This is a genomic window from Pseudomonas sp. 30_B, from assembly GCF_017491605.1.
In the GTDB taxonomy this organism is placed as follows: Bacteria; Pseudomonadota; Gammaproteobacteria; order Pseudomonadales; family Pseudomonadaceae; genus Pseudomonas.
On sequence record NZ_JAFGYY010000008.1, the window covers coordinates 169,611 to 194,230 of the forward strand.

The window sequence follows — 24,620 nt, forward strand, 5'->3', positions numbered from 1 at the left end:
ACGAGGCAAGGATACCTCGTCATCCACGCTGCGCCGAACACGTCGATCAGGCGATGCCGTAGCTCATCAGGCGCTCGTAGCGGCGCGCCAGCAGCTCTTCGGTGCTCAGTTGCTTGAGGGTATCCAGCTGGCCAGTCAGGGCCTTGCGGATCGACTCGGACATCGCCGCCGGATCGCGGTGGGCGCTGCCCAGCGGCTCGGGGATGATGTTGTCGACGATCCCCAGGTCCTTCAGGCGGCTGGCGGTGATACCCATGGCCTCGGCGGCATCGGGCGCCTTCTCGGCGGTGCGCCAGAGGATCGAGGCGCAACCTTCGGGCGAAATCACCGCGTAGGTGGAGTACTGCAGCATGTTCAGCTGGTCGCACACACCGATGGCCAGTGCGCCGCCGGAGCCGCCTTCGCCGATCACGGTGGCGATGATCGGAGTCTTCAGGCGCGCCATGACACGCAGGTTCCAGGCGATCGCTTCGCTCTGGCCGCGCTCTTCGGCGTCAATGCCCGGGTAGGCGCCGGGGGTGTCGATGAAGGTCAGGATCGGCATCTTGAAGCGTTCGGCCATTTCCATCAGGCGGCAGGCCTTGCGGTAGCCTTCCGGACGCGGCATGCCGAAGTTGCGGCGCACTTTCTCGCGCACTTCGCGGCCTTTCTGGTGACCGATGATCATCACCGGCTGCTCGTCCAGGCGGGCAACGCCGCCGACGATAGCGGCATCGTCGGCGAAGTGACGGTCGCCGTGCAGCTCTTCGAACTCGCCGAAGATGTGCTCGATGTAGTCGAGGGTGTAGGGGCGACGCGGATGGCGAGCGAGCTGGGCGATCTGCCAGCTGGTCAGGTTGCCGAAGATGTTCTCGGTCAGCGCCTTGCTCTTCTCCTGCAGACGGGAGATTTCGTCGGTGATGTTCAGGGCGTTGTCGTTACCGACCAGGCGCAGCTCTTCGATCTTGGCGTGCAGGTCGGCAATGGGCTGTTCGAAATCGAGAAAATTCGGGTTCATGGGCTATCCGTCGTGATGATGGCGGCAGGGCCTGGTCCGTAAAGCGCCCTACCTTACGGTATCGGGCGCAAGGGGTCGAGACTGGCGGGCGGGCGGCTTCTGGCCACCGGCGCGCTAGCGGTAGTTCAGGAAGACGTTGTCGCGGCCGAACTGGTCACGCAACGCTTGAATCAGGTTGTCCGCGGGGTCGATCCGCCATTGCTCGCCGAACTGCAACAGGGCGCGCGCCTGCTCGCCGCTGTAGTCCACCGTGACCGGGCAACTGCCACGGTGACGGGTGCAGAGGTCGGCCAGCCAGCGCAGGCGGTCGCCCTTGAGCGCATCGGCGTGGACGCGGACCCGCAGGCTCTCGGCCAGCGAGGTGCGGGCCTCCTCCAGCCCCATCACACGCTTGGCGCGCAGGCGCAAGCCGCCGGAGAAATCGTCCTGGCTGACTTCGCCCTCGATCACCACCAACGCGTCGGTCTGCAACAGCGCCTGGTTGGCGGCGAAGGCCTCGGCGAACAGCGAGGCCTCGATTCGGCCGGAGCGATCGTCCAGGGTCACGAAGCCCATCTTGTCGCCGCGCTTGTTCTTCATCACCCGCAGGTTGACGATCAGGCCGGCGACGGTCTGGGTATCACGCGCCGGTTTCAGCTCGACGATGCGCTGGCGGGCGAAACGTCGCACCTCGCCTTCGTATTCATCGATCGGGTGGCCGGTCAGGTACAGGCCGAGGGTATCCTTCTCGCCCTTCAGGCGCTCCTTGAGGTTGAGCTCCTTGACCTTGCGGTGGTTGGCGTAGACATCCGCCTCGGGTTCGGCGAAGACGCCGCCGAACAGATCCATGTGGCCGCTGTCGTGGCTGCGCGAGGTCTGTTCTGCGGCCTTGACGGCCTCTTCCATGGACGCCAGCAGCACGGCGCGGTTGATGTCGACGTGGGCGTGGTAGGCCTTCTGCTCTTCGTGGAAGTGCGGGCCGAGGCGGTCCAGCGCACCGGCGCGAATCAGCGCCTCCAGGGTGCGCTTGTTGACGCGTTTGAGGTCGATGCGATCGCAGAAGTCGAACAGGTTCTTGAACGGCCCGCCCTCGTTGCGGCACTCGGTGATGGCTTCCACCGGACCTTCGCCGACGCCCTTGATCGCGCCGAGGCCGTAGACGATCTGACCCTCGTCGTCCACGGTGAAGCGGAACTCGGAGTTATTCACGTCCGGCGCGAGGATGCGCAGCTTCATGTGGCGGCACTCTTCGATGAGCGTCACCACCTTGTCGGTGTTCTGCATATCCGCGGTGAGTACCGCGGCCATGAACGGGGCTTTCCAGTGGGTCTTCAGCCAGGCGGTCTGGTACGACACCAGGCCGTAGGCCGCCGAGTGCGACTTGTTGAAGCCGTAGCCGGCGAACTTTTCCACCAGGTCGAAGATGTTGCCCGCGAGGTTGGCGTCGATGCCGTTGCCGGCACAACCTTCGATGAAGCCGCCGCGCTGCTTGGCCATTTCCTCGGGCTTCTTCTTGCCCATCGCGCGACGCAGCATATCCGCACCGCCAAGGCTGTAGCCCGCCATCACCTGGGCGATCTGCATCACCTGTTCCTGGTAGAGGATGATGCCGTAGGTGGGCTTGAGCACCGGCTCGAGGCCGGCGTACTGGTAATCCGGGTGCGGGTAGGAGATTTCCTCGCGACCGTGCTTACGGTTGATGAAGTCGTCCACCATGCCCGATTGCAGGGGCCCCGGGCGGAACAGCGCCACCAGTGCGATGAGGTCTTCCAGGCAGTCCGGCTTGAGCTTCTTGATCAGCTCCTTCATGCCGCGCGATTCAAGCTGGAAGACCGCAGTGGTTTCCGCCTTCTGCAGCAGGTCGTAGGTCTTCTTGTCGTCCAGCGGGATGCGGTCGATGTCGACCAACTCGGTCTCGCCGTTCTTGCGCTGGATGCGATGGATGATTTCCATCGCCCACTTGATGATGGTCAGGGTACGCAGGCCGAGGAAGTCGAACTTCACCAGGCCGGCGGCCTCCACGTCATCCTTGTCGAACTGGGTCACCAGACCGCCGCCCTCTTCGTCGCAGGCGATGGGGGCGAAGTCGGTCAGCTTGGTCGGCGCGATCACCACGCCCCCTGCGTGCTTGCCGGTACCGCGGGTGACGCCTTCCAGCTTGAGCGCCATGTCCCAGATTTCCTGGGCTTCCTCGTCGCTCTTGAGGAAGTCGCGGAGCATTTCCTCCTGCTCGTAGGCCTTTTCCAGGGTCATGCCCACTTCGAAGGGAATCATCTTCGACAGCTTGTCGGCCAGGCCGTAAGACTTGCCCTGCACACGTGCCACGTCGCGCACCACCGCCTTCGCCGCCATGGAGCCGAAGGTGATGATCTGGCTGACCGCGTTACGGCCGTAGGCGCCGGCCACGTAGTCGATCACCCGGTCGCGGCCTTCCATGCAGAAGTCGACGTCGAAGTCGGGCATGGAAATACGTTCGGGGTTGAGGAAACGTTCGAACAGCAGGTCATAGGCCAGCGGGTCGAGGTCGGTGATCTTCAGTACGTAGGCCACCAGCGAGCCGGCACCCGAACCCCGGCCGGGGCCTACCGGTACGCCGTTGTTCTTGGCCCACTTGATGAAGTCCATCACGATCAGGAAGTAGCCTGGGAAGCCCATCTGGATGATGGTACCCAGCTCGAACTCCAGGCGATCGACGTAGATCTGCCGCTTCTCTTCGTAGTTCGGCGTGGTTTCCTTCGGCCAGAGCACCGCCAGGCGCTCTTCCAGGCCCTCGTAGGACACATGGCGCAGGTACTGGTTGATGTCCATGTCGTCGTAGGGGATCGGGAAGTTGGGCAGGAAGTACTTGCCCAGCTGCACTTCGATGTTGCAGCGTTTGGCGATCTCGACGGAGTTTTCCAGGGCCTCGGGGATATCGCTGAACAGCTCGGCCATTTCCGCCGGGCTCTTCAGATACTGCTGGTCGGAATAGGAGCGAGAGCGGCGCGGATCGTCCAGTGCGCGGCCTTCGCCGATGCACACGCGGGTTTCGTGGGCCTCGAAGTCTTCCTGCTTGATGAAGCGCACGTCGTTGGTCGCCACCAACGGCGCGCCACTGCGCTCGGCCAGGGCCACGGCGGCGTGCACGTGCTCTTCGTCGTTGACCCGGTTGGTGCGCTGGATGTCCAGGTAGAAGCGGTCCGGGAAGACTTCCAGCCACTCGGCCAGCAGGGAATCCGCCAGGGCATTGTCGCCCGCCAGAAGGGCCATGCCGATCTCGCCTTCCTTGGAGCCGGACAGCGCGATCAGGCCTTCCGCAGCCTCCTTGACCCACTGCCGCTCGATGATGATCTCGCCGTTACGCTGGCCTTCCTGCCAGCCACGGGAGATCAGTTCGGTGAGGTTGCGGTAGCCCTTGGCGTTCATCGCCAGCAGGGTCAGGCGGGTCAGCGGGCCGTCCTCGTCGCGGTTGGCCAGCCAGATGTCAGCACCGCAGATGGGCTTGATGCCGCCGCCCATCGCCGTCTTGTAGAACTTCACCAGCGAGCACATGTTGCTCAGATCGGTCACCGCCACCGCCGGCATGCCCGCCCCGCCGACCGCCTTGATCAACGGCTTGACCCGCACCAGGCCGTCAACCAGGGAGAATTCGGTGTGCAGACGCAGGTGAACGAAGGTGGCGGTCATGGTGGTCCTTGGGCGAACGCGAAAAACGGCAAGCCCCGGATTGTACCGGGGCTCTGTGCAAAGCTACAGGGATCAATGGGCCAGCCGTCGCGCCGGCTGATTCAAGTCACCGGCAGACCGTTGGCCGCGAGGAATTCCAGAGTAATAACAGGGTGTTACAGGATGCCGACAGGATTTTCCAGCAGCTCGCGCACCGGCCCGAAGGAACGACGGTGAATGGGCGTCGGCCCCAGGCGCTTCAGCGCCTCCAGATGCACCGGGGTCGGGTAGCCCTTGTGCCCGCCGATGCCGTAGCCGGGGTACAGCGCTTCCATTTCCTGCATCTCGCGGTCACGGCTGACCTTCGCCAGGATCGACGCGGCGGCAATCGCCGGCACCTTGGCGTCGCCCTGCACTACCGGTGCCGACGGCACCTTGAGCTTCGGGCAACGGTTGCCGTCGATGAGCGCCAGTTTCGGCGTCACGCTCAGACCTTCCACCGCACGCTGCATCGCCAGCATGGTGGCGTGAAGGATGTTCAGTTGGTCGATCTCTTCCACTTCCGCGCGGGCGATGCACCAGGCCAGGGCCTTTTCGCGGATCTCGTCGAACAGCGCCTCGCGGCGCGCTTCGCTGAGTTTCTTGGAGTCGCTCAGGCCCTTGATCGGACGCGCCGGATCGAGGATGACCGCTGCCGTTACCACGGGCCCGCACAGTGGGCCACGACCCACTTCGTCGACACCGGCGACCAGCTCCTCCACCAGGGTGAAATCCAGGCCCATCTGCATCAGTGTTTCTCCACCAGGGCGAGCACCGCTTCGGCGGCCTGCGCGGACGCATCCTGGCGCAGGGCGCGGTGGATGGCGTCGAAGGATTCGGTCTGCACGCTGCCGTCGTCCAGCAGTGGCAGCAAGGTAGTGGCCAGCGCCTCGGGGGTCGCCGCGTCCTGGATCAGCTCGGGCACCAGCAGACGCGCGGCCAGCAGGTTCGGTAGCGAAATATAGGGACTCTTCACCAGTCGCCGGAGGATGCGATAGGTCATCGGCGCGACCTTGTAGGCGACGACCATCGGTCGTTTGTAGAGCAGCGCTTCGAGCGTGGCGGTGCCGGAGGCGATCAGCACGGCGTCGCAGGCTGCCAGCGCCTCGTGGGAGGCGCCGTCGAGCAATTGCACCGGCAATTCGCGCCCCACGAGCATTTCTTCGATCTGCACGCGGCGCTCAGGGCTGGCGCAGGGCAGCACGAAGCGAAGACCGGGGCGATCCTGCAGCAGGCGCTGGGCGGTATCGAGGAACAGCGCGCCGAGCTTGCCGACCTCCCCTCCCCGGCTACCGGGCAGGAGCGCAACGACGCTGGCGTCCTGCGGCAAGCCAAGACGCTCACGCGCACCGGCGCGGTCGGCTTCCAGCGGGATGGTGTTCGCCAGCGGATGGCCGACGAAACGCACCGGTACTGCATGTTCTTCGTAGAAGCGCGCCTCGAAGGGGAAGAGCGCGAGCATCAGGTCGCAGGCTTCCTTGATCTTCAGTACGCGCTTCTGCCGCCAGGCCCAGACCGACGGGCTGACGTAGTGCACCGTGCGGATACCCGCCCGGCGCAGCTTCAATTCGATGTTCAGGTTGAAGTCCGGCGCATCGATGCCGATGAACACGTCCGGCTTGGCCGCAATCAGCATCTGGACGAGGTCCTTGCGCCGACGCAGCAGTTCGCGCAGGCGGCCAAGCACCTCGACCAGGCCCATGACGGACAGGCGCTCCATCGGGAAATGCGATTGCAGCCCTTCGGCCTGCATGCGCGGGCCGCCGACACCGATGAACTCGATGTCGGGGTGACGCTGCTTGAGCGCCTGCATGAGGCCGGAGCCGAGAATATCGCCGGACGCCTCGCCCGCGACCAGGGCGACGCGCAGCTTGCGTACGGTCGGCTGCATGGTCAGCGGGTGATGCCGCGGGTGGAGCTCTGGATGGAGTCGCGGAACACCGCAACCTCCGGGAACTGCTCGGAAACCTCGACCAGTTCGGCCAGGGCTTCGTCCACCGTCAGCCCCTGGCGGTATACCACCTTGTAGGCCCGACGCAGCGCCTGGATGGCCTCGGCGCTGAACCCACGCCGGCGCAGGCCCTCGAAGTTCATGCTGCGAGCCTCCGCCGGGTTGCCGAAGACCGTCACGTAGGCCGGGACGTCCTTGCCGATTGCGCTGCCCATGCCGGAGAAGCTGTGCGCGCCGATGCGGCAGAACTGGTGCACCAGGGTATAACCGGACAGGATCGCCCAGTCATCCACGTGAACATGACCGGCCAGCGCCGTATTGTTCACCAGAATGCAATTATTGCCGATCACACTGTCATGGCCGATATGCACGTAGGCCATGAGCAGGTTGTGGTCGCCGATGGTGGTTTCCGAACGATCCTGGATGGTGCCGCGATGGATGGTCACACCCTCGCGGATCACGTTGTGGTCGCCGATCACCAGGCGAGTCGGCTCGCCCTTGTACTTCAGGTCGGGAGTATCCTCGCCGACGCTGGAGAACTGAAAGATGCGATTGTGCTTGCCGATCTTCGTGGGGCCCTTGAGCACCACGTGCGGACCGATCACCGTACCTTCGCCGATCTCCACATCCGGCCCGACGATGGACCAGGGGCCCACCTCTACGTCGTCAGCCAGTTTTGCGCGCGGGTCGATGATGGCGCGAGGATCGATCAAACTCATAGTTTGCGTTCCGCACAGATGATTTCGGCCGAGCATACCGGCTTGTCATCGACGGTGGCATGGCAATCGAACTTCCAGATGCCGCGCTTGACGCTGATGAACTGGGCATGTAGCTGCAGCTGGTCACCCGGCAGTACCGGCTGGCGGAAGCGCAGCTTGTCGGAGCCGACGAAGTAGTACAGGGTACCGTCGGCCGGCTTCACGTCGAGCATCTTGAAGCCGAGGATACCGGCCGCCTGGGCCATGGCTTCGATGATGAGCACGCCCGGCATGATCGGGTGCTGCGGGAAGTGGCCATTGAAGAACGGCTCGTTGATGCTGACATTCTTGTAGGCGCGAATGCGCTTGCCTTCGATGTCCAGCTCCACTACCCGATCCACCAACAGGAAAGGGTAGCGATGAGGCAGGTATTCGCGAATCTCGTTGATGTCCATCATGTTCAGGGAAGCCTGTTCAGAAAAGGGAGACGCCAAAAAATGCGTGGATCACGCATCTGATGGATCGTCGCCGCTCGGGGTCACGGCAGCCACGCGCTTTTCCAGCTGCTGCAGACGACGGGCCATGTCGTCCAGCTGGCGAATACGCGCAGCGCTCTTCTTCCATTCGCCGGCCGGCTGCATGGCAGTACCGGACGAATAGGAACCCGGCTCGGTAATCGAACGGGTCACCATTGTCATACCGGTGACGAAGACGTTGTCGCAGATCTCGATGTGGCCGACCAGGCCGACGCCACCGGCGAGCATGCAATGCTTGCCGATCTTGGCGCTGCCGGAAATCCCGCAGCAGCCGGCCATCGCGGTGTGATCACCGATCTGCACGTTGTGGGCGATCATGATCTGGTTGTCCAGCTTCACGCCATTACCCACCAGGGTATCGGACAGTGCGCCGCGGTCGATCGTGGTATTGGCGCCGATCTCGACGTCATCACCCAGGGTTACGCCGCCAATCTGCGCAATCTTCTGCCAGACGCCCTTCTGGTTGGCGAAGCCGAAGCCCTCGCCTCCCAACACGGCGCCGGACTGGATCACCACGCGCTTGCCGATGCGCACGTCGTGGTAAAGGGTCACTCTGGGTGCCAGCCAACCGCCTTCACCGATCACGCTGCGCGCGCCGACGAAGCAATGGGCGCCGACGGTAACGCCGGCACCAATCTGCGCGCCCGCCTCGATCACCGCATAAGGGCCGATACTGGCGCTGGGATCGACCTGGGCGCCTTCATCGACCACGGCAGTGGGATGAATACCGGCCGGCGCCTTGGGCTTGCGGTCGAACTGATGCGAAAGGCCGGCATACGCCAGGTAGGGGTTGGCCACCACCAGCGCATTGCCGGCGAAACCTTCGGCATCGGCCGCCGTCAGCAACACAGCGCCCGCCTTGCTCTCAGGCAGGAACTTGCGGTACTGCGGGTTGGCCAGGAAGCTCAGTTGGTCCGCGCCGGCTTCCTGAAGGGTTGCCAGGCCGCGAATGACTTGAGTGGGATCACCACGCAGCTCAGCATCGAGCTGCGCAGCCAGTTCAGCGAGGGTAAAGGACAGCTCGGTCATCATCAGCGCAGCTGGTTCATGCGCTCGATGACTTGACGGGTGATGTCGTACTGCGGCTTCACGTCCACCACGGCACCACGCTCGACCACGAGGTCATAGCCACCTTTCTTGATGGTTTCCTCGACGGCCTGGTCCAGCTTCGGCTTGAGCTTCTTGAGCATATCGCGGTCGGCGACGGCCTTGGCTTCGTTCAGCTCCTTGGACTGGAACTGGAAGTCACGGGCCTTCTGCTTGAAGTCGTTCTCGGCCTTTTCACGCTCGGACTGGGACATCTTGCTGCCACCGCTGACCAGCTTGTCCTGCAGCGCTTTGGCGTCGCTTTCCAGGGCCTTGAGCTTGTTCAGCTGGGGACCGAATTTCTTCTCCGCATCCACGGCGTACTGCTTGGCCGCGTCCGACTCGAGGAGTGCCATCTGATAGTTGAGCACCGCGATCTTCATGTCGGCGAACGCAGGGCTCGCCATAAGGGCTGCGGTGATCAGTACGAACTGGGTCAACTTACGCACAATGCACTCCTGCACAAAGCATGGTTGTCTTTACAACGATACGGCCAATTAGAAGGTCTGACCCAGGGAGAACTGGAAGACCTGGGTTTCGGCGTTGTCCGGCTTCTTGATCGGGGTCGCCAGGGCGAAACTCAGCGGGCCCAGCGCAGTGATCCAGGTCAGGCCCACACCGGCGGACATGGCCATGTCATTGAACTTGACGCCATCGCAACCCTGGGTGGTGGAGGTCGGGCAGTCGGCATCGAACACGTTACCCACGTCCCAGAACACCACGCTGCGCAGCTGACGCTGATCCTTCACGAACGGCAGCGGGAACAGGACTTCGGCGCCGCCGGTGATCAGGATGCTACCACCAAAGGCCTGCGGGTCCTGGTCCGGATCGTACTCGGTGCCCGGGTTGGTGCCCTTGCTCGGCGTACTGCGCGGGCCGAGGGTGCTGTCCTTGAAGCCACGCACCGAGTTGAAGCCACCCGCATAGTAGTTCTCGTAGAACGGCAGGCGGTCGGTGGAACCATAGCCATCACCGTAGCCGAGCTCGGTGTGGAAGCGCATGGTGTAGTTCTCGGTGAGCGGAGCGAAGATCTGGCCGCGGTAGTCGAGCTTGTAGAACGACAGGTCGCTACCCGGAACGGTGGATTCCAGCACCAGGCTCTGCGAGTGACCACGGTTGGCCAGCACGCCCTTGTTCAGGGTCGATTCGGACCAGCCGACGGACGCCTTGAAGTTGGTGAAGCTGTCGCCTTCCTGCTGGATGAAGTTGAAGATCTCGTCGACGGTGTAGATGCCGGTGTCGATCTCGTCCTTCTGCGCGGTCAGGCCGTAGGTCAGACGCGAGGTTTCGCTGATCGGGTAGCCGATGCTGACGCCGGCGCCATAGCTGTTGACGGAGTAGCTGGAAACGTCGACATCCAGGTCGCTGTAGTCGGTCTTGCGGTAGAAGGCGTTGTAGCCCAGGCTCACGCCGTCGACGGTCCAGTAGGGGTCGACGAAGCCGAAGTTGTAACGGGTCTGGTAGTCGGACTTGGTCAGGCCGAGGCTGACCTTGTTACCGGTACCCAGGAAGTTGTTCTGGCTGATCGAGCCGCCGAGGATCAGGCCGGCGCTCTGGGCGAAGCCGATGCTCGCGGTGATGGAGCCGGACGGCTGCTCTTCCACGCTGTAGTTCACATCGACCTGGTCGTCGGTGCCGGGCACGGCCGGGGTCTCGACGTTGACTTCCTTGAAGTAGCCCAGGCGCTCCAGGCGCTGCTTGGACTGGTCGATCAGGTAGGTCGACGCCCAGCCGCCTTCCATCTGGCGCATTTCGCGACGGAGAACTTCGTCCTCGGTCTTGGTGTTGCCACGGAAGTTGATGCGGTTGACGTAGGCACGCTTGCCCGGATCGACCACGTAGGTGATCGCGACGGTCTTGTTCTCGTCGTTCGGCTCGGGAACGCCGTTGACGTTGGCGAAGGTATAACCCTCGTTACCCAGGCGGCGGGTGATCAGGTCGGAGGTGGTGGTCATCACCTTGCGCGAGAAGACCTGGCCTTTCTTCACCAGCAGCAGCTTCTTGATTTCGTCTTCCGGCACCTTCAGGTCACCGGAGAGCTTCACGTCGCTGACGGTGTACTTCTCGCCTTCGTTGACGTTGACGGTGATGTAGACGTGCTTCTTGTCCGGGGTGATGGAAACCTGGGTCGAGGCGATATCCATGTGGATGTAGCCACGGTCCAGGTAGTAGGAACGCAGGCGCTCCAGGTCACCGGAGAGTTTTTCGCGGGAATACTTGTCGTCGTTCTTGAAGAAGGACAGCCAGTTGGTGGTCTTCAGCTCGAACAGGTCGGTCAGGTCTTCCTCGGAGAAGACGGTATTGCCCACCACGTTGACGTGGGCGATGGCCGCCACGGTGCCTTCGTTGATGGTGATCTTCAGGGCGACGCGGTTGCGCGGCTGCGGCACCACCTCGGTCTCGATCTCGGCGGAGTAGCGGCCCTGGGCCACGTACTGGCGCTGCAGTTCGTTGCGCACGCCTTCGAGGGTCGCGCGCTGGAAGATTTCGCCTTCGGCGAGGCCCGACTGCTTCAGGCCCTTCATCAGGTCTTCGGTGGTGATCGCCTTGTTGCCTTCGATCTCGATGCTGGAGATCGACGGACGCTCGACCACGTTGACGATCAGCACATTGCCGTCACGGCTGAGCTGGATGTCCTGGAAGAAACCGGTCTTGAACAGGGAACGAGTCGCCTCGACCAGGCGACGGTCGTCGATCTGCTCCCCCACGTTCAGCGGCAGTGCAGCGAACACGCTGCCGGCGGAAACGCGCTGCAGACCATTGACCCGGATGTCGGAGACGGTGAAGGACTCGGCGTGAACCTGGGCGATCATCAGCGCGGAAAGGGCCGCGGTTAGCAGAAAGCGTTTCATGGAGTCCTTTTATTCCAACTGACAAATAAAGAATCTGCCGCAGGTGGCGGCAGATCCGGAATTCAATGGCGGTTACAGTCGACTCAGATCGTTGACCAGGGCCAGCAACATCACCCCGACCACCAGGCTGATGCCAATTTGCATCCCCCACGCCTGGACCCGCTCCGACAGTGGGCGACCTCGCACCCACTCGACCACGTAGAACAGCAGATGCCCGCCGTCGAGAACGGGAATCGGCAATAGGTTGAGAACCCCCAAACTGATGCTCAGATAGGCGAGGAAATGCAGAAAGTCCCCCACGCCCGACTGGGCTGAAGCGCCCGCCACTTTAGCAATGGTTATCGGCCCGCTCAAGTTTTTTACCGAGAGCTGTCCGAGCACCATTTTCTTTAGAGAATCCAGAGTTAGCAGGCTCATCGACCAGGTTCGAGACAGTGCTTGCCCCACTGCGTCCACTGGTCCGTAGCTGATTTTGCGAAGCATGTCCGCCGGCCATTGACCACCCGAGACACCCGCTCCCAGGTATCCGGTACGCGCCTTGCCCTCGCCTTTTACCGCCAGGGTCAACGCGATCTCCTGCCGCTGACCGTCACGCTCGACACCCAGCACGACACGCGCCTCGGGACGGGCGCGAACCTTGTCCACCACCTGCTGCCAATCGTCCACCGACTGCCCATCGACACTCAGCAGACGGTCGCCAACCTTGAGCCCGGCAGCCTTGGCCGGCCCCTTCTCGTCCAGCTCCGCCAGCACCGGCGCAATGGCCGGGCGCCAGGGCTGAATCCCCAACCCGGCGATGGGGTCGGGATTATCGGCGTTCTTCAGCCAGGCATTGAGCTGCAACTGGTGCTCGACCGGCACGGAGGAGCCCGACTCGAGCACGGAGACGCTCAGCCCGCCGGTTTCACCAAGACGGCGCACCAGCTGCAGGTTGACGCCATTCCAGCCATCCACGGCCTTGCCATCGACCGCCACCACTTCCTGGCCCGCGGCCAGCCCGCCCATTGCCGCGGGGCTGTCAGCGACAACGGAGCCGATGATGGGCTTGATCTGCTGGCTGCCCAGCATGGCCAGAACCCAGAAGAACAGGATCGCCAGAAGGAAGTTCGCCACAGGCCCGGCGGCAACGATGGCGATACGCTGGAACACCGACTTGCGATTGAAGGCCTGGTCGAGCAGTTCCGGCGGGACATCGCCCTCGCGCTCATCGAGCATTTTCACGTAGCCGCCCAGCGGAATGGCCGCCACGACGAATTCTGTGCCCTGGCGATCATGCCAGCGCACCAGCGGGGTACCGAAGCCTACGGAAAAACGCAGCACTTTCACGCCGCAGCGGCGCGCCACCCAGAAGTGTCCGAACTCGTGGAAGGTCACCAGCACACCCAGTGCGACCACCAGCCCGACGATCATGTATAGGGCGCTCATCGCTACCTCCTGGGCGTCAACGCCCGCGTTCCTGCAACCACGCCTGCGCGGCGTCGCGTGCGCGCCGGTCGGCGGCGAGCACCGCATCGAGGGATTCGACCGGGGTATGCGCCTGACGGTTCAGTACGTCTTCGATGATAACCGCGATCTCGGTGAAGCGGACGCGCCGCTCGAGGAAGGCCGCCACCGCGACTTCGTTGGCCGCATTGAGCATCGCCGGGACGCTGCCGCCGGCTTCGGCCGCTTGTCGGGCCAGGCGCAGGCAGGGAAAGCGCCGCTCATCCGGCGGGCAGAAGTCCAGCCGGGCAATGGCGAACAGGTCCAGCGGCGAGACGCCGGAGTCGATCCGCTGCGGCCAGGCCAGCGCGTGGGCGATGGGCGTACGCATATCCGGGTTGCCCAACTGCGCGAGCACCGAGCCATCCACATAGTCCACCAGGGAATGAATGACGCTCTGCGGATGAATCACCACCTCGACCTTCGAGGGTGACGCATCGAACAGCCAGCAGGCCTCGATCAGCTCCAGTCCCTTGTTCATCATGCTGGCGGAATCGACGGAGATCTTCCGTCCCATCGACCAGTTGGGATGGGCGCAGGCCTGCTCGGGGGATACGTCCGACAGCACTTCCAGGGGCGTCTCGCGGAAAGGGCCGCCCGAGGCCGTCAGCAGAATCCGACGCACCCCGACTTCGCCGAGACCGCGCGCGTAGTCCGTGGGCATGCACTGGAAAATCGCATTATGTTCGCTGTCGATCGGCAGCAGCACCGAACCACTGGCGCGAACGGCGTCCATGAACAGCGCGCCGGACATTACCAGCGCTTCCTTGTTCGCCAGCAGCACCCGCTTGCCAGCCTCGACGGCAGCCAGCGTGGGCTTCAACCCGGCGGCACCGACAATGGCCGCCATGACGGCGTCCACCTCAGGATGGCCGGCGATCTCGCACAACCCGGCCTCTCCCACGAGCACCCGCGTTTCCAGCCCTGCTGCCAGCAACCCACCCTGCAGGTGCCGGGCCTGGTCAGCCTGCGGCACCACGGCAAAACGCGGACGATGCTGCAGACAGAGCGCCTCCAACTCGGCGAGCCGGGAGAAGCCACTCAGGGCGAAGACACGGTAACGATCCGGATGACGCGCGATGACATCGAGGGTACTGAGGCCGATCGACCCCGTAGCACCCAGCACACTGATCCACTGCGGGCTGCTCACGGCGTCCCCCAGCCCACGATCCACAGCAGCGCGGTGAACACCGGAATCGCCGCGGTCAGGCTATCGATACGATCGAGTACACCACCGTGTCCCGGCAGCAGATTGCTGCTGTCCTTGAGACCCGACTGGCGCTTGAACATGCTCTCGGTCAGGTCGCCCACCACCGACAGCGCCACCACGATGGCAGCGCACGGCAGCGCCAGCAGCAGTTCGCGCACCGTCCAGTCGCGGTATATCGCCACGCCGACGGTGATTGCCAGGCTTAGCGCCAAGCCGCCAAAGAAACCTTCCCAGCTCTTGCCCGGGCTGACCTTCGGCGCCAGCTTGCGCTTGCCGAAAGCCTTGCCGGAGAAATAGGCGCCAACGTCGGCCGCCCACACCAGCACCATCACGGCGACGATCAGCCAATTGGCCAGCGGCCACTGCTTGAGCAGCACCAGCCCCTGCCAGGCCGGCGCCAGGATCAGCAAGCCGATCAGCAGGCGGCGCCAGCGGCCACCCCAGCTCGACGCGCTGTCCGGATAGGTCAGCACCATGACAGTCGCCAGCAGCCACCAGAGCAGCGCCAGCACCAGCACCGCTCCAGCCAGTTGCGGCAGCCAGGAGAGGATGAACATCAGCGCGGCCACCACGGCGGCATAGCCGATTCGGGCGGACTGTTCGTTGTAACCAGCCAGACGCGCCCATTCCCAGGCGCCGACACTGACCACCAAACCGATGAACAGCGAGAATGCCGCGCCATCGAGGAGGAAGAAACCACCCAGCGCGATCGGCAACAGGATCAGCGCCGTGATGATTCGTTGTTTCAACATGTCGGGGGAGCCTCGGCCTCGACCTGCTCGCTGGTCTTGCCGAAGCGACGCTGGCGAGAGGCGTAGTCGACCAGCGCGGCCTTCATGGCATCGTGCTTGAAGTCGGGCCAGTAGAGATCGGAGAAATACAGCTCGGCATACGCCAGCTGCCAGAGAAGGAAGTTGCTGATGCGATGCTCGCCGCCGGTCCGGATGCACAGGTCGGGCATCGGCTGGTCGCCCGTGGAAAGACACCCCTGGATCAACTCCGGGGTGATTTCGTCCGGCGCCAGGTGACCGGCCTGCACTTCGCGGGCGAGGCGCTGGGCAGCCTGGGTGATATCCCACTGACCGCCATAGTTGGCCGCCACCTGCAGCAACATGGTGGCGCCATTGGCCGTCAGGCTTTCCGCCTCGCGCATTGCCGCTTGCAGCTCGGGAGCGAAACGGCTGCGATCACCGATGATACGCAGGCGGATGCCATTGGCGCTGAGCTTGCGCACCTCACGGCGCAGCGCCATGAGGAACAGCTCCATCAGCGCCCCGACCTCGTCGGCCGGGCGCTGCCAGTTCTCGCTGGAGAAGGCGAACAGGGTCAGCACTTCGACCCCCGCCTCGGCGCAGGTCTTGATCACCGCGCGGACGGCATCCACACCCGCTTTATGCCCGGCGACACCGGGCATCAGGCGTTTTTTCGCCCAGCGGTTGTTTCCGTCCATGATGATTGCCACATGCCGCGGCACGGGCGTCACCTGCTTGGTCTTTTCCATGACAAGAGCCCGGCCGTCAGACGGCCATCAGATCCGATTCCTTGGCCTCGAGGGCCTTTTCGATCTCGGCGACGAACTTGTCGGTGATCTTCTGGATATCGTCACCCGCGCGACGCTCGTCGTCCTCGCTGATTTCCTTCTCTTTCTGCAGGTCCTTGAGCTGGGCCAGGGCATCGCGGCGAATGTTGCGCACGGATACGCGAGCCTGCTCCGCTTCGGCGCGAGCCTGCTTGGTGAAGCCCTTGCGGGTTTCCTCGGTCAGAGCCGGCATCGGAACGCGGATGGTGGTGCCGGCGGTCGCCGGATTCAGCCCCAGGTCGGAGGTCATGATGGCCTTCTCGACCGCCTGGATCATGCTCTTGTCGAACACGCTCAGGGCCAGGGTGCGGGAGTCTTCCACGGTGATGTTGGCGACCTGACGCAGCGGGGTGTCGGAACCATAGTAGGACACCATGACGCTATCCAGGATGCTCGGGTGAGCACGGCCGGTACGAATCTTGGCGAAGGCATGACCCAGGGCTTCCAGGGTTTTGCCCATGCGATCCTGAGCTTCCTTCTTGATCTCGTTGATCATCTCAATCCTCCTCGATCAGGGTGCCTTCAGCACCACCTACAACAATATTCAGCAGCGCACCGGGCTTGTTCATGTTGAACACGCGCAGCGGCATTTTCTGGTCCCGGCACAGGCAGATGGCGGTCAGGTCCATCACACCCAGCTTGCGATCGAGCACTTCATCGTACGTCAGGCGTTCGAATTTCTCGGCATTCGGGTCCTTGAACGGGTCGGCAGTGTACACGCCGTCCACCTTGGTCGCCTTCAGCACTACGTCAGCATCTATTTCAATGGCGCGCAGACAGGCAGCAGAGTCAGTGGTGAAGAACGGGTTGCCGGTACCGGCGGAGAAGATCACGACCTCGCCGCTGTTCAGGTGGCGCATGGCCTTGCGGCGGTCGTAATGATCGGTGACGCCGACCATGGAAATGGCCGACATGACGATGGCGGTGATGTTGGAACGCTCCAGCGCATCGCGCATGGCCAGGCCGTTCATCACGGTGGCCAGCATGCCCATGTGGTCACCGGTGACGCGGTCCATGCCGGCAGCGGACAGCGCCGCGCCACGGAACAGGTTGCCACCGCCGATGACCAGGCCGACCTGGACACCGATACCCACGAGCTGGCCGATTTCCAGGGCCATCCGATCGAGCACCTTGGGGTCGATACCGAATTCCTCGGACCCCATCAGGGCTTCGCCGCTCAGTTTTAGAAGAATGCGTTTATAGCGAGGTTGACGAGCGCTCAGCTGCTGAGCCATGACCTGTTTCTCCTGCGGCGATTGAATGCTTGGCGCCCAAGGCGCCTTGGTTTGGAAGCATGGACCCGCCACGCTTACGGCGCCGTTAACCCGCCGTGCGGGCCTGCGCCGTGGAAACCGCCCCATTTGGCTTCCCCAGTTTGGCAAAGAGGCCGCGCGCGTTAGCGGGCAGCCTCTTGCGGGGCGACAGTCGTGAGACCGTCTATTACTGCTTGGAAGCGGCTACTTGAGCAGCAACCTCGGCAGCGAAGTCAGCTTCGACTTTCTCGATGCCTTCGCCTACTTCATAACGGATGAAGGAAACGATTTCAGCGCCGGCTTTCTTGGCCAGGTCACCGACCTTGACTTCCGGATCCTTGACGAACGCTTGCTCGACCAGGCTGGCCTCGGCCAGGAACTTCGAGATACGGCCTTTGACCATGTTCTCGACGATATTCTCCGGCTTGCCGGCGATCTTGTCGGCGTTCAGAGCCAGGAAGATTTCCTTCTCTTTGGCAACGGCTTCTTCGGAAACCTGCGACGGATCCAGGAACTGCGGGTTGCTGGCAGCGATGTGCATGGCGATGTCGCGAGCCAGGTCAGCGTTGCCGCCCTTCAGGGTGACCAGAACGCCGATGCGGTGGCCGTGCAGGTATGCGCCAACCACGTCACCTTCGGCGCGAGCCAGACGACGGATGTTGACGTTTTCGCCACACTTGGCAACCAGGGCTTCACGGGCCGGCTCTTGTTCCGCGATCAGCGGAGCGGCGTCGGTCAGCTTCTGGGCAACAGCCTTGTCCAGGCTGGCAGCCACGAAGGCCTTGAAGTCGTCCTGCAGGGCCAGGAAGTCGGTCTGCGAGTTGACTTCGATGATGGTGGCGGCCTTGGCGTCGTCAGCCACTTTAACGGCGATGGAGCCTTCGGCGGCGATGTTGCCAGCCTTCTTGGCAGCCTTGATGGCGCCGGAGGCGCGCATGTCGTCGATGGCCTTCTCGATATCGCCTTCGGCGGCTACCAGGGCCTTCTTGCACTCCATCATGCCCTGGCCGGTACGCTCACGCAGTTCCTTGACCAGTGCTGCAGTAATTTCTGCCATTTCGAAATCCTCTTGAGTTGCTCTCAAAACCAGATCGCCCGGATGCCCGGGCGGAATCTACAGGGTGGCAAAAAGGGGGCCTAGCCCCCTTTCCGCGCACCGCAGGACGTCTGGACGTCCTGGAATCAGCCTTCGGCGGAGTCGGCCGGCGCTTCTTCTACGAACTCGTCAGCAGTCACGCCACCGGCGGACTTGCCACGCAGTACGGCTTCGGCCATGGAGCCCAGGTACAGCTGTACGGCGCGGATGGCGTCGTCGTTACCCGGGATAACATAGTCAACGCCTTCCGGGCTGCTGTTGGTATCGACGATGCCGATGACCGGGATGCCCAGCTTGTTGGCTTCGGTGATAGCAATGCGCTCGTGGTCGACGTCGATCACGAACAGAGCGTCCGGCAGGCCGCCCATGTCCTTGATGCCGCCCAGGCTGCGATCCAGTTTTTCCAGATCACGGGAGCGCATCAGAGCTTCTTTCTTGGTCAGCTTGGCGAAGGTGCCGTCCTGAGCCTGGGTTTCCAGCTCACGCAGACGCTTGATCGACTGACGGATGGTCTTGTAGTTGGTGAGCATGCCGCCCAGCCAACGGTGGTCGACGTACGGCATGCCGCAACGGGCAGCTTCTTCGCGAACGATCTTGCCGGCGGAACGCTTGGTGCCGACGAACAGGATCTTGTTCTTGCCCTGGGCCAGGCGCTCAACGAAGGTCAGGGCCTCGTTGAACATCGGCAGGGTTTTTTCGAGGTTAATGATGTGGATCTTGTTACGCGCGCCGAAAATGAACTTGCCCATTTTCGGGTTCCAGTAACGGGTCTGGTGGCCGAAGTGCACACCGGCCTTCAGCATATCGCGCATGTTGACTTGGGACATGATAGTTCCTCGATAAGTCGGGTTAGGCCTCCATGCATCCCAACGGCCAACCCTCCGAACCAGTCGAAAGGCACCCAGGCCATCGTGTCGATGCATGTGTGGGTTAGTGCCTCGAAACGGCCGTAGCCTTCGAAGCGGGGCGCTTTATACCACAACCTCCGCCCCAGCGAAACCCGAACAGATATCCGGCACCACCCTGCCGCCCCGTTTCGCCCTTATATAGAAGGGTGCCAAGTCTGATAGACTTGCGTATTCCTCTTATTCACCCGCGCCTACGCAGCGCCTGAAGAGAAGTCGCATGACCGTTACCATCAAGACGCCCGAAGACATCGAGAAAATGCGCGTCGCCGGCCGTCTGGCCGCCGAAGTGCTGGAAATGATCGGCGAGCACGTCAAGCCCGGCATCACCACCGACGAACTGGACCGCATCTGCCACGACTATATCGTCAACGTGCAGAAGGCCATTCCGGCGCCGCTGAACTACAAGGGCTTCCCCAAGTCCATCTGCACCTCGATCAACCACGTGGTGTGCCACGGCATCCCCAACGACAAGCCGCTCAAGGAAGGCGATATCGTCAACCTCGATATCACCGTGATCAAGGACGGCTACCACGGCGACACCAGCAAGATGTTCCTGGTCGGCAAGACCCCGGAATGGGCTGATCGCCTGTGCCAGATCACCCAGGAATGCATGTACAAGGGCATCGCCGTGGTCAAACCCGGCGCGCGCCTGGGCGACATCGGCGAGGTGATCCAGAAGTACGCCGAGAAGAACGGTTTCTCCGTGGTGCGCGAGTACTGCGGCCACGGCATCGGCAAGGTGTTCCACGAGGAGCCGCAGGTCCTGCACTACGGCCGCGCCGGCACCGGCATGGAACTGAAGGAAGGCATGATCTTCACCATCGAGCCGATGATCAACCAGGGCCGCCCGGAAACCCGTCTGCTGGGCGATGGCTGGACCGCCATCACCAAGGACCGCAAGCTGTCCGCGCAGTGGGAACACACCGTGCTGGTCACCGCCGACGGCTACGAGATCCTGACCCTGCGTAACGACGAAAGCTTCCCGCGCACTTCGGCCTGAATGGCTGTTCAAAATCTTGCGAGCTAGAGCAGAACAAGGCAAAAACAGGCGAGGAAGCGGAGTTTACGAGCTGTAAATGAGCATTCCGAGCCTGTTTTTAACGCAGTTATGCCGACGCGCAGCAGATTTTGAAACGCGGTTTGCATTCTTGCCGACGGCTGGGTAGAACATAGAAATCCCGGCCCGGCATGTCCGGGCCCGGCGCCACGCGCCAGGCCCGTCGCACATCTTGCCCCTGCCCTCCCCTAATCCCTGAATCAGGAAGGCCGCCATGCCGCAGGTGGATCCCGAGTTGTTCGACCGCGGGCAGTTCCAGGCGGAACTGGCCCTCAAGTCCAGCCCTATTGCCGCGTTCAAGAAGGCCATTCGCCAGGCCAACGAGGTGCTCGACGCCCGCTTCAACGGCGGTCGCGACATCCGCCGACTGATCGAGGACCGCGCCTGGTTCGTCGACCAGATCCTGCAGCAGGCCTGGAACCGCTTCAACTGGGGCGACGCCACCGCTATCGCGCTGGTTGCCGTGGGCGGCTATGGGCGCGGCGAGCTGCACCCGCATTCGGACATCGACCTGCTGATCCTGCTCGACAGCGAGGACCAGGAAACCTTCCGCGAACCCATCGAAGGCTTCCTCACCCTGCTCTGGGACATCGGCCTGGAAGTCGGCCAGAGCGTGCGCTCGGTGGCCGAATGCGCCGAGGAAGCCCGCGCCGACCTGACCGTGGTCACCAACCTGATGGAATGCCGCACCATCTCCGGCCCGGATCGCCTGCGCCAGCGAATGCTCGAAGCCACCAATACGCAGCAGATGTGGCCGAGCGGGCAGTTCTACCTGGCCAAGCGCAAGGAACAGATCCACCGCCACACCAAGTACAACGACACCGAATACAACCTCGAACCCAACGTGAAGGGTTCGCCCGGCGGCCTGCGCGACATCCAGACCCTGCTCTGGGTCGCCCGCCGCCACTTTGGCAGTCTCAACCTGCACGCCCTGGTGCGTGAAGGTTTCCTGGTGGAAAGCGAATGCAGCGTGCTCGCCTCAAGCCAGGAATTCCTCTGGAAGGTCCGCTACGCCCTGCACATGCTCGCCGGCCGCGCCGAGGACCGCCTGCTGTTCGACCACCAGCGGCGCATCGCCGGCCTGCTGGACTACGAAGGCAACGACGCCAAGCTGGCGGTCGAGCGCTTCATGCAGAAGTACTACCGCGTGGTGATGGCCGTTTCCGAGCTGAACGACCTGATCATGCAGCACTTCGAGGAAGTGATACTGCGCGCCGGCGAGAACGGCCAGATCACCCCGCTCAACAGCCGCTTCCAGCTGCGCGACGGCTACCTGGAAGTCACCCACGCCAACGTCTTCAAGCGCACCCCCTTCGCCCTGCTGGAAATCTTCGTGCTGCTGGCCCAGCACCCGGAGATCAAGGGCGTGCGCGCCGACACCATCCGCCTGCTGCGCGACAGCCGGCACCTGATCGACGACGACTTCCGCCACGACATTCGCAACACCAGCCTGTTCATCGAGCTGTTCAAGTGCCGCGAAGGCATCCACCGCAACCTGCGGCGGATGAACCGCTACGGCATCCTCGGCCGCTACCTACCGGAGTTCGGCCTGATCGTCGGGCAGATGCAGCACGACCTGTTCCACATCTATACGGTGGACGCTCATACCCTCAACCTGATCAAGCACCTGCGCAAGCTGCGCCGCCCTGACATGGCGGAGAAGTACCCGCTGGCCAGCAAGATCATGGAGCGCCTGCCCAAGCCCGAGCTGATCTACATCGCAGGGCTCTACCACGACATCGCCAAGGGCCGTGGCGGCGACCATTCCGAACTGGGCGCGGTGGACGCCGAACACTTCTGCCAGCGCCACCAACTGCCGCCGTGGGACACCGCCCTGGTGTCCTGGCTGGTGCAGAACCACCTGATCATGTCCACCACGGCCCAGCGCAAGGACCTGTCCGACCCGCAGGTGATCTACGACTTCGCCCAGCTGATGGGCAACCAGACCTACCTGGACTACCTCTACGTGCTCACCGTGGCCGACATCAACGCCACCAACCCGACGCTGTGGAACTCCTGGCGCGCAAGCCTTTTGCGCCAGCTCTATACCGAGACCAAGCGCGCGCTGCGTCGCGGCCTGGAGAACCCCGTGGACCGCGAGGAGCAGATCCGCCAGACGCAGAGCGCGGCCATCGACATCCTGGTACGCGGCGGCATCGACCAGGACGACGCCGAGCAGCTCTGGAGCCAGTTGGGCGACGACTACTTCCTGCGCCACACGGCCGCCGACGTGGCCTGGCACACCGAAGCCATCCTCCAGCACCCGGACGACGGCACACCGCTGGTGCTGATCAAGGAAACCGCCCAGCGCGAATTCGAAGGCGGCACCCAGATCTTCATCTACGCCGCCGACCAGCATGATTTCTTCGCCGTGACCGTGGCGGCGATGGACCAGCTCAACCTGAACATCCAGGATGCACGGATCATCACCTCGACCAGCCTGTTCACCCTCGACACCTACATCGTGCTCGACGCCGATGGCGGCTCGATCGGTGACAATCCCGCCCGTGTTGCGGAAATTCGCGAAGGACTGGTCTACGCACTGAAGGACCCGGACGAGTACCCGACCATCATCCAGCGCCGCGTACCGCGCCAGCTCAAGCACTTCGCCTTCGCCCCGCAGGTGACCATCTCCACCGACGCGGCCCGCCAGGTCAGCGTGCTGGAAGTCATTGCGCCGGACCGCCCCGGCCTTCTGGCGCGCATCGGCGGGCTGTTCCTGGACTTCGACCTGTCGGTGCAGAACGCCAAGATCGCCACCCTGGGCGAACGCGTGGAAGACGTGTTCTTCGTCACCGATGCGAATAGCCAGCCGCTTTCCGACCCGGAGCTGTGCAAGCGCATCCAGACCGCCCTGGTCGACATCCTCTCCGACGGCGGCCAGCAGACCATGCCGGTGCGCATCAGCATCTAGTCAGCATTTGGAAAGAAAGAGCCTTGCCCATGAATCCTGCCCTCGACTCGCTCCAGCCCTACCCCTTCGAGAAGCTCCGCGCCCTGCTGGCCGGCGCCCAGCCGCCGGCGGACCTGAAGCCCATCGCGCTGTCCATCGGCGAACCCAAGCACCGCTCGCCGGACTTCGTCGCCAAGGCACTGGCCGACAGCCTCGACCAACTGGCCGTCTACCCGACCACCCTGGGCATCCCCACCCTGCGTGAAGCCATCGCCGCCTGGTGCGAGCGCCGCTTCAAGGTGCCGGCCGGCTGGCTGGACGCCGCGCGCCACGTACTGCCGGTGAACGGCACCCGTGAAGCCCTGTTCGCCTTCACCCAGACCGTGGTCGACCGCAACGCCAAGGGCCTGGTGATCAGCCCGAACCCGTTCTACCAGATCTACGAAGGCGCGGCCCTGCTGGCCGGCGCCGAGCCGCACTACCTGCCCTGCCGGGAAGACAACGGCTTCAACCCGGACTTCGACGCCGTCCCGGCGGACGTGTGGGCGCGCTGTGAGATCCTGTTCCTCTGCTCCCCCGGCAACCCCACTGGCGCCCTGGTCCCGCTGGAGACCCTGAAGAAGCTGATCGCCCTGGCCGATGAGCACGACTTCGTGATCGCCGCCGACGAGTGCTACAGCGAGCTCTACTTCGACGAGCAGAACCCGCCGGCCGGCCTGCTGACCGCCTGCGCCGAACTGGGCCGCTCGGACTTTGCGCGCTGCGTGGTGTTCCACAGCCTGTCCAAGCGCTCCAACCTGCCGGGCCTGCGCTCGGGCTTCGTCGCCGGCGATGCGCAGGTGCTGAAGAAATTCCTGCTGTACCGCACCTACCACGGCTGCGCCATGCCGGTGCAGACCCAGCTGGCCAGCGTCGCCGCCTGGAAGGACGAGGACCACGTGCGCGCCAACCGCGACATGTACCGCGAGAAGTTCGACGCCGTGCTGGACATCCTCGCCGGCGTGCTCGACGTGCAGCGCCCGGACGGCAGCTTCTACCTGTGGGCGAAGACCCCGGTGGCTGACACTGAGTTCTGCCGTGGCCTGTTCGACCAGCAGCACGTCACCGTGGTGCCGGGCTCCTACCTGTCCCGCGAGGTGAACGGCGAGAATCCCGGTGCCAACCGCGTGCGCATGGCGCTGGTGGCCCCGCTGGCGGAATGCGTGGAAGCGGCGGAGCGGATCAAGCGTTACGTGCAAGGACTCTGACCGTAGGGCGTACAACCGTTCGCGGTTGTACGCCGATATACCGCGACTTTCTGCCGGCTCCGAGGCCGAGTTCGGAGCGCGCTGAAACCAAGGTCAAACGGCGTATAACGCG

Annotated in this window: 20 protein-coding genes; 3 read left to right on the forward strand and 17 right to left on the reverse strand. The window is 63.5% G+C overall.

The features are described 5' to 3' along the window. Window positions 1-46: 46 nt before the first annotated feature. The 17 genes from accA to rpsB form a co-directional block, all read right to left on the reverse strand. Window positions 47-997, reverse strand: a complete 951-nt coding sequence (accA, locus tag J5M67_RS11455) for an acetyl-CoA carboxylase carboxyl transferase subunit alpha (protein WP_207885429.1) — start codon at window positions 995-997, stop codon at window positions 47-49. 114 nt (window positions 998-1,111) lie between these two features. Beyond that, a complete protein-coding gene (gene dnaE, locus J5M67_RS11460; protein ID WP_207885430.1) occupies window positions 1,112-4,642 on the reverse strand; it encodes a DNA polymerase III subunit alpha in 3,531 nt (1,176 codons plus the stop codon). A gap of 155 nt (window positions 4,643-4,797) precedes the next feature. Further along, a complete protein-coding gene (gene rnhB, locus J5M67_RS11465; protein ID WP_207885431.1) occupies window positions 4,798-5,409 on the reverse strand; it encodes a ribonuclease HII in 612 nt (203 codons plus the stop codon). After that, a complete protein-coding gene (gene lpxB / locus J5M67_RS11470; protein ID WP_207885432.1) occupies window positions 5,409-6,551 on the reverse strand; it encodes a lipid-A-disaccharide synthase in 1,143 nt (380 codons plus the stop codon). Before lpxB ends, rnhB begins: the two co-directional genes overlap by 1 nt. Before the next feature lie 2 nt (window positions 6,552-6,553). Then, on the reverse strand, window positions 6,554-7,330 hold the full coding sequence (gene lpxA / locus J5M67_RS11475; RefSeq protein ID WP_207885433.1) for an acyl-ACP--UDP-N-acetylglucosamine O-acyltransferase: 777 nt from the start codon (window positions 7,328-7,330) through the stop codon (window positions 6,554-6,556). Further along, complete coding sequence (gene fabZ, locus J5M67_RS11480; protein ID WP_152225019.1) at window positions 7,327-7,767, reverse strand: 3-hydroxyacyl-ACP dehydratase FabZ; 441 nt, start codon at window positions 7,765-7,767, stop codon at window positions 7,327-7,329. The genes lpxA and fabZ overlap by 4 nt, the downstream gene beginning before the upstream one ends. Before the next feature lie 48 nt (window positions 7,768-7,815). Next, window positions 7,816-8,877 carry a UDP-3-O-(3-hydroxymyristoyl)glucosamine N-acyltransferase gene (gene lpxD, locus J5M67_RS11485; protein WP_207885434.1) on the reverse strand — a complete coding sequence of 354 codons (1,062 nt, stop codon included), beginning with the start codon at window positions 8,875-8,877 and terminating at the stop codon, window positions 7,816-7,818. Continuing rightward, window positions 8,877-9,380 carry an OmpH family outer membrane protein gene (locus J5M67_RS11490; protein WP_207885435.1) on the reverse strand — a complete coding sequence of 168 codons (504 nt, stop codon included), beginning with the start codon at window positions 9,378-9,380 and terminating at the stop codon, window positions 8,877-8,879. Before J5M67_RS11490 ends, lpxD begins: the two co-directional genes overlap by 1 nt. 48 nt (window positions 9,381-9,428) lie before the next feature. Next, a complete protein-coding gene (bamA, locus tag J5M67_RS11495; protein ID WP_207885436.1) occupies window positions 9,429-11,783 on the reverse strand; it encodes an outer membrane protein assembly factor BamA in 2,355 nt (784 codons plus the stop codon). A gap of 72 nt (window positions 11,784-11,855) precedes the next feature. Beyond that, window positions 11,856-13,208: a sigma E protease regulator RseP gene (gene rseP, locus J5M67_RS11500; protein WP_207885437.1), complete on the reverse strand. Its 1,353-nt coding sequence runs from the start codon at window positions 13,206-13,208 to the stop codon at window positions 11,856-11,858. A 16-nt stretch (window positions 13,209-13,224) separates the two neighbouring features. Beyond that, window positions 13,225-14,415 carry a 1-deoxy-D-xylulose-5-phosphate reductoisomerase gene (ispC, locus tag J5M67_RS11505; RefSeq protein WP_207885438.1) on the reverse strand — a complete coding sequence of 397 codons (1,191 nt, stop codon included), beginning with the start codon at window positions 14,413-14,415 and terminating at the stop codon, window positions 13,225-13,227. After that, a complete protein-coding gene (locus J5M67_RS11510; RefSeq protein ID WP_207885439.1) occupies window positions 14,412-15,227 on the reverse strand; it encodes a phosphatidate cytidylyltransferase in 816 nt (271 codons plus the stop codon). Before J5M67_RS11510 ends, ispC begins: the two co-directional genes overlap by 4 nt. Continuing rightward, window positions 15,221-15,976, reverse strand: a complete 756-nt coding sequence (gene uppS / locus J5M67_RS11515) for a polyprenyl diphosphate synthase (protein WP_207885440.1) — start codon at window positions 15,974-15,976, stop codon at window positions 15,221-15,223. Before uppS ends, J5M67_RS11510 begins: the two co-directional genes overlap by 7 nt. 16 nt (window positions 15,977-15,992) lie before the next feature. Continuing rightward, window positions 15,993-16,550 (reverse strand): ribosome recycling factor, encoded by a 558-nt coding sequence (frr, locus tag J5M67_RS11520; protein ID WP_207885441.1) that lies wholly within the window; start codon window positions 16,548-16,550, stop codon window positions 15,993-15,995. A gap of 1 nt (window position 16,551) precedes the next feature. After that, a complete protein-coding gene (gene pyrH, locus J5M67_RS11525) occupies window positions 16,552-17,289 on the reverse strand; it encodes a UMP kinase (RefSeq protein ID WP_207885442.1) in 738 nt (245 codons plus the stop codon). A gap of 205 nt (window positions 17,290-17,494) precedes the next feature. Further along, complete coding sequence (tsf, locus tag J5M67_RS11530; RefSeq protein WP_207885443.1) at window positions 17,495-18,364, reverse strand: translation elongation factor Ts; 870 nt, start codon at window positions 18,362-18,364, stop codon at window positions 17,495-17,497. Between the two features lie 125 nt (window positions 18,365-18,489). After that, window positions 18,490-19,230, reverse strand: a complete 741-nt coding sequence (gene rpsB, locus J5M67_RS11535) for a 30S ribosomal protein S2 (RefSeq protein WP_207885444.1) — start codon at window positions 19,228-19,230, stop codon at window positions 18,490-18,492. Between the two features lie 283 nt (window positions 19,231-19,513). Between rpsB and map the strand changes: the two genes are divergently transcribed. The 3 genes from map (at window position 19,514) to dapC (ending at window position 24,508) form a co-directional block, all read left to right on the forward strand. Next, window positions 19,514-20,311, forward strand: a complete 798-nt coding sequence (map, locus tag J5M67_RS11540; RefSeq protein ID WP_279381563.1) for a type I methionyl aminopeptidase — start codon at window positions 19,514-19,516, stop codon at window positions 20,309-20,311. 271 nt (window positions 20,312-20,582) lie between these two features. Then, the gene (locus J5M67_RS11545) at window positions 20,583-23,282 is read left to right on the forward strand and encodes a [protein-PII] uridylyltransferase (protein WP_207885446.1); all 2,700 of its coding nucleotides are present in this window, start codon (window positions 20,583-20,585) and stop codon (window positions 23,280-23,282) included. Between the two features lie 29 nt (window positions 23,283-23,311). Beyond that, window positions 23,312-24,508, forward strand: coding sequence for a succinyldiaminopimelate transaminase (dapC, locus tag J5M67_RS11550; protein ID WP_207885447.1), 1,197 nt, complete (start codon window positions 23,312-23,314; stop codon window positions 24,506-24,508). Window positions 24,509-24,620: the final 112 nt, after the last annotated feature.